Consider the following 14,786-nt stretch of genomic DNA (forward strand, 5'->3'; position numbering starts at 1 on the left):
TTAGTCCAAGGGTTTCCTTTCAGTCGGTTTTCCCTTGTCTTAGTCCATCTTACGACGGATTGAATTATAAAGCCAAATCCAATCCGTCACTCACCCTTCTTCTTTACTTCAATGACGTACTGCTGAACTTCCTGGCTTCCTGCCTGGTATCCAACGCGCTTACCGTAGTAGTAAGCCACAATGACGATGATGGCAATGATGAGCAGGTTCATTCTTTCTCCTTAGAGTTAGGCGGTGTTCTTGTCGTCTTGAAGGATTGCGTCCCAGTCAATGTCTAGCTCAACAAACGTCTTAAAGAATCTGACTTGGATGCAAGGAGAGCAGACCTTAGGCTTCTTGGAACCCCAAGGAAAGTTACGCCTGTCTTTTGGTCGCTCTGTACCGCAGTCAATGCATGGAATCTTGTCACTCATGTTCCTCAACCTTTCTAGGCTCACGCCTTAGACATAGAGCCTTCTACTTCAAATGCAGCCTGAGCCGCACGCTGAATCTTGTTCGGGTACTTTGAGATGAAGTCCTCATCATTAAAGAGACGCTTTGCCTCTTCAGGGTTGTCACATCCACCGATGCGAGTCTCTACAAAAGAGTCTTCAAAGGACTGCTTAGACTTACGTGCCTCTAGCATCTCCTTCATAGGGTCCTTCCTCTCAGTCTTCTTTGCTGGCTTCTCGGCTACCGGCGCGATTTCCTCAAAGGGGTCAAGGTCTAGAGCCTCATGCATCTCCTCATCGGTCATCTCAGACCACGTAGCAGGCTCAGGGTCGCTCTGTACCGTCTGAGTCTCCTCAGGGGCTACAGGAGCCTGTAGAGCGGCTAGCTGAGCCTTGAGAGCTGCAATCTCCTCATCCTTCTTTGAAGGCTTGTTGCGACGTGCCTTCTCAGCATCGTTCTGAGACTGGACTAGCTCATCCTGCTTGGCCTTTGAGTCCTCATACGAGAATCCGGCCGGAACCGTTGGCTTGGTAAGGCTGCTAGTACCAAAACGGCGGGTTGTCTCAAGCCATCCCTTCTCAGTCAAAGAAGAGCGGTACTTAGAAACCTGACTCTTACCAATGCCTGTCATAGCTGCAATGCGGTAGATACCACACCTTGAGTCATCCTGGTTCTTCCAGTTGTAAGAAGAACCGTAGGCAAGAGCTACTACTCTTTCCTGTGGTGTTAGGTCAGAGACCCAAACTGCTGCCTGGAACTCAAATGGTCCCTCTGGTGTTGTGTTTTCCATATCCTTGTTAAAACTCCATTCGTTGATTGTGTTCTTTTCTCGGTAAACGAGAAGTACCCCTGAAGATGGAGTCAGCATCTTCAGGGGTACTAGAACACACAACGATTTAGAGTTGTGAAGCTTCTTGGTTTACCTCCGAGTTTTAGTGTCTGACTCACACTAACTTCTTGGTGTTTCTTGCTTACGTCTTTATGGTATCACGGGAGGCTTCTTAATGTCAAATTGGAGAACGCCACTCACTCCCACTGACCCTTATTAGGGTAAGGCACGGTCTCTTCTAATGCAAGAAAGCCGTAGACGCTTATCTACGGCTTTCAAGAATTCATCCCGGACACAGAGGCCCGGAACAATTACGGGAGGCTCAGGAATTTATCTACGGCCCTTCTCAAGCCTCTCAGCACACTTGTAGTGATAGGCCGCTTCATCGATGACTACTAGCTTGTCTCGCTGGTTGATGCCCTTGAGGCACCGCTCGCAACGAATCTCTGAGCCCATGCCTACTTCTTCTTCTCCTTGATGCTCACCTCAAGGGTGTAGTCCTTAGCCTTCTTGACTCCATCGTTGAAGCCCTTCTTGTAAGCATCCTTGTGCCCCATCTTGTAGGCACAGAAGACGATGAAGGCTATGACTGCAAGTTCCATGGTGTTCACTCTCTGCTGTTTGGTTTCAGACAGGCGGAAACCCCAGAGTCGGGGGATACTCCGGGGCTTCCTGTCCTTGAGTGGTTCTACTTGTGAAGCTCGAACCAGACCCACTTGCCGGGGGTTACTCCTCGCTCATCCATGAAGGCACAGTGGTCATAACCCCACTTGTCGGCAAGGAGATGAACGAGGATGAGTCCTCTTCCGCTTTCGGACTCAGAGTCAGGGTTCTGCCTCCAAGGAGCGTTCTCGGAGAAGTCCTTAACCTCAACCCTCAGCTTGTTGTCGGTGAGAATCCACTTGGTCTCAGTCATGCCGTCCGGAGAGTCAATCCGGATAGCGTTAGTGAGAAGCTCCATGAAGCAGAGAGTTGCGTCTTCTTCATAGTGGGAGGCTTCAAGCTTAGCCAGCCACTTACGGAAGACCTTTCGGGAGAGAGGGACTACCGCAGCAGTCTGAACCCAACTCCACTCTTTGGTGACTACGGGCCCATCACTCGCAGAGGCCGCATTGTTCCCAGTCGGCACCATGGTCACAGGCACCGCCGGACACTCGTCGTATGCTGCACGTGTTGACGCTCCTATCAGCGTTGACCAGGACCGGGGCCGTTCGCGCGGCGCCCGGTCCGCCTACCTACACCATCCAACCCCCGGAACGCGCATGGGTGGTGTTGACCTGCGTTGATAGGGTGTTGACTGTTCTGGTCAACACGTGGGGGCCTCAGTGAGCGACTTCTCAAGAGCCGTTAAGGCAGAGCTTGAATCCAGAGGACTAAGCCTTAGGGGCTTAGCCAGGGAAGCTCATTACAACGTCGCCTTCCTCTCTCGCGTGCTCAATGACAAACAGAAGCCTTCTCGTGAACTTGCTCAAACCCTGGATAGCCTCTGGGGAACAGACCTGTCTTCTAAGTTGCAGCCGGTGAGGGAAGAAGAACCGCCGGAAAGCGACTATGTACGTAATGCCGTTGGCTTTCTTCTTGAGCACGATAACCGTCATGGTGGGGATAACGTCGCCTCTGCTGCTAAGCAGGTTTGGAAAGGCGAGCATTCCAAGCTCAAGAGCTATGAAGACAAGGGAAAGCTGTCCGGCCTAGCTGAGATTGCAGAAGTAGCAGGCTGGCTCCTCTTTGATGCCAACAGGCAGCAGGAGGCTAGAGAAGCCTTTATGGAGTCCCACCTTCTTGCCAAGCTTGCTGGCGACAATCCCATGCAGTGGTTTGCTTTGGACATGCTTGCCATGCAAGACGTGCAGGACAACAAGGCTGGTGAAGCGCTCCGCATCTCTGAGAGCTTGATAACTCTTCCTAAGGTACCGGCGCGAGTAGCCCTCCTAGGCCGCGTAAGGCACGCTAGGGCTCTTGCTATCGCTGGAGACAAGGGAAGGGCTCTAGACACCATGAGAAGGGCTGAGGGAGCCCTTCAGGACTCCATTGGACCCAGAGACCCTAAGTGGGCTTGGTGGGTTGATGAGATGGAGGTCATTGGGCACTGGGGAGAGGTCTACCTTTCCCTTGGAGAGCCCAGAGAAGCCATCCCTCATCTTCAAAGAGCCAATGAGTTGGTTAAGCCTCTGAGTCGTGGCTCTCTCTACTACTCGGTTGCTGAGCTGTCTGCCCTTACTCAGGCTGAGGCTTGGAGAGACGCTGAGGCCACGCTAGAGCGCATCACAGCCATTCTTGAGGTCGTCACTTCTTCCCGTTCAAGAGCAAGGCTGAGGCAAGCTCTCAGAGTCATTGAGAGGGATGCTCCTTCTTGGCTGTCTGACTATGCCAAGGAAGCAGTCATTCTCTAACCCGCCCATTTACGTTCCTCCGGCCTATCGGAGGACTGTTCTCCGGTACATCGGAGGACTATCCTCCGGCCAGTCGGCGGACGTTCCTCCGGTCAGCCGGGGCCTAATAGTGAAGAGTAATAGAGAAGAAGAAACAGAGAAGTAGTAATAGAGAAGAGAAGCGCACCGCCTACGGCGGCACGCAAGAAAACAAAGAGATGTCTCTAGCAAGAGAAGGCTAGGGATGTCTCTTCTTTGTTTCTAAGTAGTTAGACCTCTTCTCCTTTGCTTCTTGTTAGATAGACCCTGCTTCCCTTTGCCTTCAGTTTCATAGAGACCCCGCCTTTGAGTGTCTTTAAGGAGACGCGCCGGAACGGGGGGGGTTAGGCATGTCCAGTTTGCTTCATAATGAAAGTCAAGAGATAATGGACTAGTCAACAGGAGAAGTTGACAGTCCACCTAGAGAATGGAGGACAACTAAAACTTAGGAGAATTGAAATGAACAAGAGCAAGATTGCACAGTGGACAGGCTTTGGGCTTGTCCTCATTGTGGCTTTGGCAGTCAGTTGGTACTCAATGGCTACCATGGCAATGGACTTCTTTGAACTACCAAAGTGGTTGGCTTACGCGGTTAGCGTCGCCTTTGATGGAGCCGCAATCTACGTTGCGGTATTGAGTAGTGAGTACAGCAAGACAGAAGACAGTGGACTTACGGCACGTCTAGCCACCCTTGGCTTTGTAGCCGTATCCGCTTGGTTGAACTATCAGCACGCAGTTCTTATGGGTCTAGGACTGGCCGGACAGGTCTTCTTCCTTGCACCACCTGTAGTGGCTGGCATCCTCTTTGAACTGATGCTTCGCTTTGAGAACCGTAAGGAATTGCGCAAGCGAGGAAGAGTGGCTAAGTCAATGCCTGTCTATGGAAAAGCTGCTTGGCTGAGATACCCAATGGACACTTTCAAGGGAATGTCCTCAGTCATCAAGCATCGTCTTGAGGACGTCACCAAGACAGAAACGGCCGGTGGACAGAAGACAGAGACACAGCCTGTCCAGCTAGTCAACAAGAAGGACAGTGTCCCCAAGAAGAAGACAGTGGACGTTAAGAAGACACCAAGCGCTAAGGACATTGAAGACAGGTTCCCCGAGCTGTCCTCTGACCTGTCCATTGCTCGACTTGTCCAGGAGCTATATCGAAACGGTCTTGAGGACAGAGCGAAGATTCAGGAGAAGGTGTCTTCAGTGAAGGGTGTGGATGTCCCTATGAACACTGTCCATCGAGCAATCAACCGCATGAAGGACTGAAAACCTTCTGAAAAGTTCATCAGGCTAGAGAGCCGTTAGAGAAAATTGAAGAGCTTTTCAAACCCCTTAGAGTGCCCTGACCAGCAACAACGAAAAGTCAGGGCACTTTTTCATACCCCTTCCAGAACGGCCAAAGTCTTCAAAAAGGCCCGGAGAAGGGGGTAGTGGCTTTTTGGGCGGGTTTTCTTCTGTCACAGAACCTTCTGAATCCCCCTTGTTGTAAGTAGAACAGGGGTTTCTTCTCCATTCCCCTTGTTCCTTAGGTAGGACTGGACGGGTGTTTCTCTTGCTCATATCACCATAGGCGTCCCATTCTCAGTTCAAGTCTGAGCAGTTCACTACGGCTCACAAAGTCGTTCTTTCAATACACTCCATTCTCCAACCAAGACTTTCGGGTCTTGGCTAGGACGTATAGCTCAGAGGAAGAGCATTGCGTTTACACCGCAAGTGTCAGGGGTTCGATTCCCTTTACGTCTACTTGATGAGTCACCTCCCAACGACACATCACAGCCTCAGTCGCCTAACTGAGGCTTTAGCTTCTTGCATTCACTTTTCGGCCGGGTTATGGATGCAAGGTAATCAACAAACCGGGAAACAGCTAAGGATGATGAAGACAATGGCACGAATCGTTATTAACGGAGAAGATGTAACCCCAAAGGCTAAGGCGCCTAAGTTCACCTTCTCGATGAAGGAAGTAACTGAGATGTTTGATAGGGCAGAAGCCCTACAGAACACAGCTAAGACTCTTAAGGGCCTACAGGCTCTTGATGAGGATGCTCTAGAACTTTTGTACGCAGCAACAAAGGCAGAGCGTAGAGCACGCGAGAAGGCTACTCTTAATAAGAGGGTTGCTGCGGTATTGGCAAAGCGCTTTGGTGATGGGCTTTGGGACAAGCCAACTGATGAGCTTAGCCGGATTGAGAATGAAGTTCGTTCAGAGCTAAAGATTCAGGATGCCGGTAACAGCAGTGTGGTTAAGTGGACCGAAGAGGGTGAAGCTGTTATCCAGCCGGGTATGCAAGCAGTTAGCGTCACTTTTGCCGGTCCTCAGACACCAGAGGATGTTAAGGCCCTAAAGGACCTTGGTCTAACCCTGTCCAAGGAGAAGCCGGACGCTGACATTGAGCACATGCATGTTCTTGAGGATGGAGACATTGAGGTTACGTTTGCTGATGGCTACGTAGTCACGTTCAGGCAGGACTAAGACTTAGGGAGACCAGTAATCAGGCTGGCTTAGAGGTTCAATGCCTCTTCCTCCCACCAAACCGGCGGGTTTTACAACGGGGTTCTCTCGCACGGTTCAATACTGAAACCCCGCAACGTTAAGGATAAGAAAATGACATACAAGGATTATGACTCGGACATCATCTTCTCAAGAGGTGAGGCAACGACTAATGCAGCAAAGATGCTTGCGGGTATTCACGCTCTAGACGATGAGGTTCTAGAGGTTGTGTACTCACGCACTAAGGCGGAGCGTAGAGAGCGTGGAAAGGGCTCAGATGATGACGACTCTATGGTTTGGGCACACACTGGCCCATACTCAGATGAGAATGAGCTTGTTGAGGGATGTCTTTACGTCTATGCAGCAGGACGCATTGCAGTCTTGAATCCTCGCCACTTGGTGAACAGCACTTCTCGAATTGCAGAGATGGTCTTTGAGGGCAATGCAGAGATTACCTATGCGGCGGCTCTCTCGCTCAGAGAGAAGGTCGAGAAGGCCATTGGTGAGGCTCTAGGGCGAGAAGGAACAATCTCTTGACTGAACTAGAGCGAATCATTTGGAACTACTGGCGGAAGTCAGGTACGGATGCCAACTCCCTTGCCAGAAGCCTTGAGCGCATTGCTAAGGACATCCGTAAGGCGGAGAAGGATATTCAGAAGAAGCGTTAGAGAGACCAGCAGACGCCAGGGTGCAAGTCCCTGGCTCTCACTAGGAAGACTCTCACCTTTACACAGGTGTGATTCAAAGCGCACGAGAGTCTTCCCGTAAACCTGCCTCATTAGAGGCGAACGCTGCCTTTAGGTGGCTGAAGTAAGCACTCTTTCCCGGGCCCTTCTTGACCGTGCAAAAACAACGTGGCTCGTTGCGGAAGAGTGCCCTTTTCTATTTGGAGACCTAATGAAGCAATGCAACAAGTGTGAAGGGCTTAAGACTCTTGAGTCGTTCCGTAAGTGCCAGCGTTCTAGTGATGGAGTTGACTGGTGGTGTCGGAACTGTAGAAGCGACTATGAGACAGAACGGCGGGGTTCTCTTAGACGAAACTTCCGTAAGAACCATGACGTAGAACCAGAACCCCCAAGCCTTAGTGACCTCCTTGAAGGGATGAGAGCAGCATGAAGACATTCTTCTTCTGCAAGAGCTGTCTCCTAGGACTCTTCTCAGAGAGTGAGTCTCTGGCCTGTCCAGAGTGCTCTAAGCCAATGGCAGTCTCAGGCTGGTCCTCAGAAGAGCCCCATGAAGGGCCTTGAGTGGCCTTCTAACGGCCTAGCAGGCTGAGCGGGTATCTCTGGACCCCGGAACCCTTAGAAGGGCTTACAGGGCTTCTCTGGAAGTTTGTAGCAAGGATTGTAGCAAGGCATCCAGGCCGGCGGTTAGAGGTTGGTACAAAGAGTGGTACAAAAGTGCCGGCCCGCATGGCATGGTACAAACAGTGATACAAAGCCTGTGTCGGCAAGGAGCCGTAGGAGCGTCCGCCAGGAGGTGACTGACCTTCTGGTGCCCAGACATGCAGAGAGCCCCTGAGAGCGAGTCTCAGAGGCTTCATGGGGGTATCGGGCGGGGTTGGTCAGACGACCCTCACAGACTTCACAGTGAGAGAAAGCCCCTTCTTGGCAATGAGGCTTTCAACCTTCTGCTTAGCAGCAACCTCACTCGTAGCCATCGGGTAAACGATGGTCTCGTTAGAGAGAGTCACCGCGTACTTCTTGAGCCTCATTGGCTTTCCCCTTTCCCGTTAAGAAGAGACTAGCAGTCTCTAAGCTAACGACAAAGCCCCCAACTCCTTTCGGAGTCAGGGGCTAAGTCCTATGCCTTGAGAAGGTCAGTCCTTCTTGTGGGCCTTCTCGTACTCATCGATGAAGGACTGGGGCACTCGGCCCTTCTCGTTGATGGGCTTGCCGTCGACCTTGATGTCATTGGCCACCGCCCACCGCCGGACGGCAGCCGTGTCCACCCCGGCCGGAAGGGTCTGAGGCTGGTAGCCACGGGAGGCAGGAGCGGCAACCTCACGCGCGTTCTTGAGGAACGGAGCAAGAGCCTTCTCAAGCTTCTCGCGGCTGGTGGCACCCATGTCCAGCTCGTAGTGAACCGTCTTGAAGAAGGTCTCAGTCGTGAGCTTGGTGGAGCCATCCTCGTTCTTGACCGGGTCGCCCTCAGCGTCAAGAACCTCCACCTCCTCTTCGTCCTGAACCGGCACGGAGAGCTTGAGGGTCTGCACGTCATCGGTGGTCTTGCCGTCAACGTCATCGGTCATGGAGACCTTGACGTAGATGGTCATGTTGCCGACACCAGGCACGTTGGTGACGACTTCCTTGACACCCTCTTCGTCCTTCTTGGACGCGTCGACCGGAACCGCAGTAGTAGCCACTTGGGTTACCCCCTTGTTGACCAGGGCGTTTGCCCTAGTGCCTGACTGAGTGGGGCGACTCTATCAGTCCCTAAGCCTTCTGTCATCTCTCTTGAACCTTACCCCTAGGCTTTAGGTCTAAAGTCTTGACAAGTCAATGTCACAGATTCGCGCGGGTCCCCCTTGTTGTATGTAGAGAAGCATTTAGAACTTAAGGAGGTAGAGCCGTGAAGGCTGAGTATGAAACAGCTTCCTGTGATTGCGGCTGGTTCTGCCTAGTCCTTAAGGAAGCAAAGACGACGGTTTACCACTGTGGCGAAGAGCTACAGAAAACGGCCGATGGAAAGGAGTAGCAATGAACAAAGAAGAAGCAAAGAAGAACTTCAACGAGTCACAGAAGTTGATGTATGGCCTTGTTGAGTCAACAATTGGTAACTGCTACATCAGTGGTGCCGACAGTTACGACATTCTTGATGTGCTAGCAATCCTTCATGACGAGTGGATTGATGTCATCAATAAGGAGGAAGAAGGGCTTGTTTGAGTACAGCATTGTTCTAATTCCGCGCGGCGGAATGACGATGACAGAAGAAAGGCTTAACGAACTAGGCAAGGAAGGATATGAGCTTGTCTATGTGAACACTCCTGGAACTCAGTGGGTTTTCAAGAAGCCCCTGAAGGCTACTCGCACTACCGCTAAGAAGGCGGTGGCTAAGTGAGCAGGAGCATCACAAACGTAAAGAAGTATCAGCCTCTCAATCAGTACCTCGAAAGAATCCGAGAAGGTGAAACCATCTGGAGGATTCAGGGTGACAGAGGTCTAAGACCAGTCATCGCAGACACAAAGGAAGAGGCTATTGAGAAGTACCTTGCCATCCCAAGGAAGAACTACTAGCACCCTAGATGGCTTGTAGAAAACGGCCCGGCGGTGAAAGAAGGTGTAACCAATGGCAAAAGACAAGAGAAGAGACCTACAGGCATACAGAAGCAAGGTAAAGACAGAGAAGGCTAAGGCTATGAGAAGCATCAAGCCCATCATCTGTTCCCTTTGTGGAGAGCCTATTGATATGACCCTTCCCTATTACGACAAGATGGCATGGACCCTTGAACATGTAACCCCCCTAGGGGCGGGTGGTCATGTGATGGGAAGAACTCTTCCAGCCCATAGAAGCTGTAACTCTAAGAAGGGTGACGGCAAGAACAACAAGAATGACCACCTCAAGGCATCAGTGCCTAAGTGGTGGTAATCGGCGGGGTTTGCATGAACAACAAAAACAAAAGGACAAAGACAATGACATACTACGTAAGGATTGAGTATGGCAACGAGAAGGCTATTGAAGCTGAAGGGGAAACCCTTGAACAGCTCGTTGACTCAGCCAATCTAGGCATCAAGATTCTCTGGGGTTCAAAGAAGTTCGGTCAGAATGCAGTCACTCTAGATGAGATGGACACATGGCTTGGACAATCAATGAGAGCGACCGTAAAGATTCATGAGCCCTCAGAAGACTGAAGTGACCATCATCAAGATTGGTGACGGTAAGGTAACAGTCTTTGAATGGACAGAAGAACTGAACAATGAGTTCGTTGAATACCTAGAAGAAGTGGAACTTAAAGACCTCTGAATGGCTGGCTGGTTCGCTGGCTCAGCCGACCAGGGGGTAGCCCCCACCCCGGGGAGCCTTCCCACACCCATGCGGCATAGAGGCAATCCCCCCGCGCTGCTGAGGGCCCAAGGGCCCCGGGGAGGCACCAGACAACACATAAGGCATGTCAAAGCCCTAGCTGATGATTCAGCCGGGGCTTTTCTTATGCCACAACACAGACTTGAAAGGAGGTCCCTTAGATGGGAGACCTAATCAATGCAGCTCTCTCAGGAGATAAGCGAGCGACGCTCATTGCTCTGAGGGACCGACTTGCTGAAGAGCTTGAGAACGCAAGCGCTAGAGACTTTGCACCACTTTCCCGACAGTTCATGGAGGTTCTAAGGGCTCTAGATGAATCGCCGGATGAGAAGGAGGTGAGCCCTGCTGATGACATTGCTGCTAGAAGAGAAGCTAGAAGAAAGCAGAGGCAGTCAGACACCAAGACTCAGCCTGATTCCTAAGAGTCATTTCAATGACGCTTGGCGAGACGCAACAGAACTTGCCTTCCGATACGGACTATGCCTAGACGAGTGGCAGCAGAACGTCCTTAAGGGATGGCTAGGTGAGACTGTAGAAGACAAGTGGACCTGTTCCCTTTGCGGCCTCTCTGTACCGCGTCAGAACGGCAAGGGTGGCGTTCTGGAGGCACGTGAGCTTTACGGCTTGCTGATGCTGGATGAGCGCATCCTTCACACCGCCCACGAATTGAGGACAGCCAAAGAGCACTTCACCAGAATGAAGGGCTACTTTGAGAACCCTCTTTATCCAGACCTTCAGAAGAAGGTCAAACGAATCGTCAACACCAATGGTGAAGAAGCAATCATTCTTCATAGCGGTGCCTGGATTCGCTTTGGTTCACGCTCCAAGAACTCAGGTAGAGGCTTCACCGCAGACTTGCTTGTCTGTGATGAGGCTCAGCATCTCAGTGATGGCGAGTATGAGGCTCTAAGCCCAACGCTCTCCACTTCTAAGAAGCCTCAGAGGCTTCTTGTAGGAACACCACCTTCAGCGCTTATGAATGGTGAGGTTTTCACGCGGGTTAGAAGGCAAGCCATTGACGATACATCAGAGAAAATCTGCTGGCTCGAATGGTCTGCTGACAAAGATGACCCTATTGACTCTCACGAGACTTGGGCTAAGGCGAATCCTGCATTCGGTTATCGAATGGATGTTGAGAAGACTCAAGACGACTTCTCCTTGATGACTGAGGAAGGCTTCTCAAGAGAGAAGCTAGGTATGTGGGCTAGTGGAACGACCAACTCAGTCTTTGACCTAGATGTATGGGACTCGCTTGAAGTGCCTAGTGACCCTTCAGGCCCATACGCCTTGTCTATTGATGTATCCCCAATGATGGATAGAGCTTCTGTGGCTGTAGCCGCTTACGACGGTTTGAATGTACGGGTTGCTGTCATTGATAACCGGCGGGGTACGGGATGGATTCCCGACCTTGTTGCCGACTGGCAGAAGAACAAGCGTCCTTTCCTAGGTGTGTTCATTGACAAGCAGTCTGCTGCTGCCTCTTTGCTGACTGAACTGAGAGCTAAGCGCGTAAAGGTTGTTTCTATTGGTACTCAAGACATCACGCAAGCCTGCGGAATGTTCATTAACCGAGTGAATAACGGCACTTTGACTCATGCGGGTCAGGCCGCTCTTGATGATGCTGTAGCCAATGCGAGAAAGCGCCCGGTGGGAGATGCGTTCGCTTGGCAGAAGAAGAACATTGAAGTGGATATCACCCCACTCGTTGCCGCTACTAATGCGGCTTACGGACTCACCTTGAAGCGTCGACCAAAGACAGAGACGGAAGAGTCTGAAGCAACAAAGACTAAGCCCAAGAACAGGGCGATATTTTACTAAGGAGGAAAGATGGCAACAGCTATCGACCTCCCTACCCTAACGAATGTTGAAATTGCTCAGGTTGAGTTCATGCTTAAGAAGCTTGACCACTTCCGATTCAAGAACAAGGTAGCGGAGGATTATTACGAGGGCCGTAACAAGCTGAAGAACCTGAACATCACTATTCCAGACACGTTCAGGAACCTTCAGACTGTTGTTGGTTGGGCCGGTACTGCCGTAGACGTTCTAGATGAGCGTCTTGAATGGCAAGGCTGGACAAGCATTGACGGTAATGACTTGGGCCTTACTCAGATTTACAACCAGAACGGACTAGACGTTGATTCTGGTCTAGGTCACCTAGACGCACTCATCTACGGAACGTCTTTCGTGGTTGTTGGTGCAGCCGATGAAGGAGAGCCTTCACCGCTAATCACCATTGAGTCAGCTAAGAACATGACGGGTATTTGGAATGCACGTACCCGCAGACTTGATGCGGCTCTAGGAGTCAACTCCTGGTGTGATGAGGGAGCGGAACAGCTAACTCTGTATCTGCCTTACGCCAACATCACTCTCTTTAAGATGGGCTCTTCTTGGCGGGTTGTCGATAGAGACGACCACAACCTAGGAAGAGTGATGGTTGCCCAGATGTGGAACCGTCCAAGAGGCTCAAGGCTAGGACGTTCTGAAATCACTAAGGCCATTAGGTCTTATGTGGATGAGGGTATGAGAACGATGCTCGGAATGACAGTTAACCGAGAGTTCTACACAGTCCCTCAGAGGTACATCCTTGGTGCCGACCAGAGCATGTTCGTTGATGCCAACGGAAACCCTAACGGTTCATGGTCAATGATTGCCGGTCGAATGACTGCCCTTCCTGACCCTGTGAGAGATGGTGAGGAAGACCCTGACCCAACGGGCCGACCAACCATTGGTCAGTTCTCTGCGGCTTCTCCTGCACCTTATCTAGAACAGCTCAAGGGCTTGTCTGTGATGGTTGCTGGTGAGGCTGCTTTGCCTGCTAGCTACTTTGGCTTTGTGACAGCTAACCCTTCTTCTGCGGACGCTATCCGCCAGGAAGAGGCAAGGCTTATCAAGCGTGCTGAGCGTCGACAGTTGATGTTCGGTAGAGCATGGCTAGAAGTAGGAAGGCTTGCCCTTCTTGTGAGAGATGGTTCTGAGGCTGACCTATCAGCCTTTGAGAACATCTCCGTTAAGTGGCGTGATGCTGCAACTCCTACTCGCTCTGCTGCTGCTGATGAGGCTACAAAGCTCATCTCCTCTGGTGTTCTGACTCCTGATTCAACAGTGACTTACGACCGTATCGGTTTGAGTCCTCAGGAACAGAAGCAGCTAACCAGCGATAAGCGAAAGAACCAGGCAACTCAGCGAATGGCTGACATTGCTGCTGCCATTGCATCCACTAAGACCAACGCTCCTGCTGTTGAAGCGGCGGTAGAGGTTGAAGAGGAGTAACCATGGCGAGCGCGATTGAAGTTACTGAGTTCCGAATTGCTCAAGCAGGAATCGTGCTATTGGCTCAAGAGGAACTTAACGCGTTCCTCTTGAGTCTCGACTATGAGAACCCGACTGCTGTCATCAATGCCCTTCTTCTCTACATGCCTGAACTGGTTTCAGAGTATGGAGAAATCGGGGCGGCGGTAGCAGTGGACTATTACGACGAACTAAGAGAACAAAGCTCAGCAGATACAGACTACGGAGCCACTATGGCGACTCTCCCTCTTGCTGCTGCTGTTCAGGGTTCTGTTAGGTGGGCTGCTGGTCCTCTCTTTCTAGATGAGCCGGACCCTATCCAGCTTGCTAAGAACCTGAATCAGATTAATGACAGGTTCGTCAAGATGGCTGCTAGAGACACCATCTCTCTAAGTGCCGCTAAGGACCCCTCTAAGGCTCGATACGCCAGGGTTCCTAGTGGAGGCACAACCTGTAAGTACTGCTTGATGCTTGCGTCACGCGGTGCTGTCTATGCCGACTCAAAGAAGGCTGCTGAGGCAAACAAGTTCCATGGGAACTGCGATTGCCAAATGGTGCCAATGTGGGACGGAGACGATTACCCAAGGGGTTATAGCCCTGAAGAGCTGTACGACCAGTACAAGGCTCTTGAGGATGCTGAGAAGGCATCCAAGACATAGACCAACGAGAAGGGACCGGAAAGGACCCAATCAAGCGCCGGAAAGGCAGAAAGGAAACGACTATGTCAGACGCAAAGGCAGAAGCCATTGAGGCTCTAGGAACCCTGTTCCCTGATGCTGAAACAAGAACTGAAGAGACTGAGCCAAAGGAAGACACGACTACTGAGGAGAAGGTCACCGACGATTCCGAAAAGGAGAAGGAGACCAACACTGAGAAGTCTGATGCCGACCATTGGAAGGCTGAGGCTCGTAAGTGGGAGGCACGTGCTAAGGACAACGGCACTGCAACCGCTGAACTAACAAAGACCACTGAAAAGCTTGAGAAGGTGAGTAAGGAACTAGCCGAACAGAAGAAGGCTACCGAGACCGCTCAAGCCGCTCTGACGAGATACAAGGTTGCCTCTAAGTACGGTATCTCAGATGAGCTAACGGAACTCTTCCTTACAGGTTCCGATGAAGAGACTTTGGAGAAGCAGGCAAGTGCTCTAGCTGAGCGCTCTGTAAGGACTCCAAAGCCAGACCGTGCCCAGGGCAATCGCAACGGTTCTGGTGCAGTTACCAAGGTTGAGCAGTTTACTGACGTAATGACCTCCTTGGGATTCTGAGCGCTTACGCGCTAACCAAATAAATCAAATAGCCGGTCAGACAAGGGCTACTGC

19 protein-coding genes and 1 tRNA gene are annotated in these 14,786 nt (G+C 51.4%); 14 read left to right on the forward strand and 6 right to left on the reverse strand.

What is annotated here, in order from left to right:
* Window positions 1-86: 86 nt before the first annotated feature.
* The 4 genes from ABZ714_RS14250 to ABZ714_RS14265 all read right to left on the reverse strand — a co-directional run bounded on the left by ABZ714_RS14250 (window position 87) and on the right by ABZ714_RS14265 (window position 2,405).
* A complete protein-coding gene (locus ABZ714_RS14250) occupies window positions 87-212 on the reverse strand; it encodes a hypothetical protein (RefSeq protein ID WP_358825490.1) in 126 nt (41 codons plus the stop codon).
* Window positions 213-433: 221 nt separating this feature from the next.
* Window positions 434-1,300, reverse strand: a complete 867-nt coding sequence (locus ABZ714_RS14255; protein ID WP_358825491.1) for a hypothetical protein — start codon at window positions 1,298-1,300, stop codon at window positions 434-436.
* A gap of 419 nt (window positions 1,301-1,719) precedes the next feature.
* Window positions 1,720-1,863, reverse strand: a complete 144-nt coding sequence (locus ABZ714_RS14260; protein ID WP_358825492.1) for a hypothetical protein — start codon at window positions 1,861-1,863, stop codon at window positions 1,720-1,722.
* Between the two features lie 86 nt (window positions 1,864-1,949).
* Window positions 1,950-2,405 carry an ATP-binding protein gene (locus tag ABZ714_RS14265; RefSeq protein WP_358825493.1) on the reverse strand — a complete coding sequence of 152 codons (456 nt, stop codon included), beginning with the start codon at window positions 2,403-2,405 and terminating at the stop codon, window positions 1,950-1,952.
* Window positions 2,406-2,586: 181 nt separating this feature from the next.
* Between ABZ714_RS14265 and ABZ714_RS14270 the strand changes: the two genes are divergently transcribed.
* From ABZ714_RS14270 to ABZ714_RS14290, 5 genes are all read left to right on the forward strand, one after another.
* Window positions 2,587-3,654 (forward strand): XRE family transcriptional regulator, encoded by a 1,068-nt coding sequence (locus tag ABZ714_RS14270; protein ID WP_358825494.1) that lies wholly within the window; start codon window positions 2,587-2,589, stop codon window positions 3,652-3,654.
* 477 nt (window positions 3,655-4,131) lie between these two features.
* Complete coding sequence (locus ABZ714_RS14275) at window positions 4,132-4,935, forward strand: DUF2637 domain-containing protein (protein ID WP_358825495.1); 804 nt, start codon at window positions 4,132-4,134, stop codon at window positions 4,933-4,935.
* A 405-nt stretch (window positions 4,936-5,340) separates the two neighbouring features.
* Window positions 5,341-5,412 (forward strand) — tRNA-Val (locus ABZ714_RS14280).
* Between the two features lie 139 nt (window positions 5,413-5,551).
* Window positions 5,552-6,139, forward strand: coding sequence for a hypothetical protein (locus ABZ714_RS14285; RefSeq protein WP_358825496.1), 588 nt, complete (start codon window positions 5,552-5,554; stop codon window positions 6,137-6,139).
* Between the two features lie 132 nt (window positions 6,140-6,271).
* Window positions 6,272-6,694 carry a hypothetical protein gene (locus tag ABZ714_RS14290; protein WP_358825497.1) on the forward strand — a complete coding sequence of 141 codons (423 nt, stop codon included), beginning with the start codon at window positions 6,272-6,274 and terminating at the stop codon, window positions 6,692-6,694.
* A 1,027-nt stretch (window positions 6,695-7,721) separates the two neighbouring features.
* Here the strand turns inward: ABZ714_RS14290 and ABZ714_RS14295 are convergent.
* Window positions 7,722-7,871, reverse strand: a complete 150-nt coding sequence (locus ABZ714_RS14295) for a hypothetical protein (protein ID WP_358825498.1) — start codon at window positions 7,869-7,871, stop codon at window positions 7,722-7,724.
* 105 nt (window positions 7,872-7,976) lie between these two features.
* Window positions 7,977-8,522: a histone-like nucleoid-structuring protein Lsr2 gene (locus ABZ714_RS14300; protein ID WP_358825499.1), complete on the reverse strand. Its 546-nt coding sequence runs from the start codon at window positions 8,520-8,522 to the stop codon at window positions 7,977-7,979.
* A 334-nt stretch (window positions 8,523-8,856) separates the two neighbouring features.
* Here ABZ714_RS14300 and ABZ714_RS14305 point away from each other — a divergent pair, with 334 nt between their 5' ends.
* The 9 genes from ABZ714_RS14305 (at window position 8,857) to ABZ714_RS14345 (ending at window position 14,732) form a co-directional block, all read left to right on the forward strand.
* Window positions 8,857-9,042: a hypothetical protein gene (locus ABZ714_RS14305; RefSeq protein WP_358825500.1), complete on the forward strand. Its 186-nt coding sequence runs from the start codon at window positions 8,857-8,859 to the stop codon at window positions 9,040-9,042.
* Window positions 9,043-9,213: 171 nt separating this feature from the next.
* Window positions 9,214-9,393, forward strand: coding sequence for a hypothetical protein (locus ABZ714_RS14310; protein ID WP_358825501.1), 180 nt, complete (start codon window positions 9,214-9,216; stop codon window positions 9,391-9,393).
* Window positions 9,394-9,445: 52 nt separating this feature from the next.
* Window positions 9,446-9,745: a hypothetical protein gene (locus tag ABZ714_RS14315; protein ID WP_358825502.1), complete on the forward strand. Its 300-nt coding sequence runs from the start codon at window positions 9,446-9,448 to the stop codon at window positions 9,743-9,745.
* 44 nt (window positions 9,746-9,789) lie between these two features.
* Window positions 9,790-10,008 carry a hypothetical protein gene (locus ABZ714_RS14320; RefSeq protein WP_358825503.1) on the forward strand — a complete coding sequence of 73 codons (219 nt, stop codon included), beginning with the start codon at window positions 9,790-9,792 and terminating at the stop codon, window positions 10,006-10,008.
* Window positions 10,009-10,341: 333 nt separating this feature from the next.
* The gene (locus ABZ714_RS14325; RefSeq protein ID WP_358825504.1) at window positions 10,342-10,602 is read left to right on the forward strand and encodes a hypothetical protein; all 261 of its coding nucleotides are present in this window, start codon (window positions 10,342-10,344) and stop codon (window positions 10,600-10,602) included.
* Between the two features lie 208 nt (window positions 10,603-10,810).
* The gene (locus ABZ714_RS14330) at window positions 10,811-11,998 is read left to right on the forward strand and encodes a hypothetical protein (protein ID WP_358825505.1); all 1,188 of its coding nucleotides are present in this window, start codon (window positions 10,811-10,813) and stop codon (window positions 11,996-11,998) included.
* Between the two features lie 9 nt (window positions 11,999-12,007).
* Window positions 12,008-13,450 (forward strand): phage portal protein, encoded by a 1,443-nt coding sequence (locus ABZ714_RS14335; RefSeq protein ID WP_358825506.1) that lies wholly within the window; start codon window positions 12,008-12,010, stop codon window positions 13,448-13,450.
* 2 nt (window positions 13,451-13,452) lie between these two features.
* Window positions 13,453-14,127 (forward strand): hypothetical protein, encoded by a 675-nt coding sequence (locus ABZ714_RS14340; protein ID WP_358825507.1) that lies wholly within the window; start codon window positions 13,453-13,455, stop codon window positions 14,125-14,127.
* Window positions 14,128-14,189: 62 nt separating this feature from the next.
* On the forward strand, window positions 14,190-14,732 hold the full coding sequence (locus ABZ714_RS14345) for a hypothetical protein (protein WP_358825508.1): 543 nt from the start codon (window positions 14,190-14,192) through the stop codon (window positions 14,730-14,732).
* Window positions 14,733-14,786: the final 54 nt, after the last annotated feature.

The organism is Streptomyces sp. NPDC006798, from assembly GCF_040635975.1.
In the GTDB taxonomy this organism is placed as follows: Bacteria; Actinomycetota; Actinomycetes; order Streptomycetales; family Streptomycetaceae; genus Streptomyces.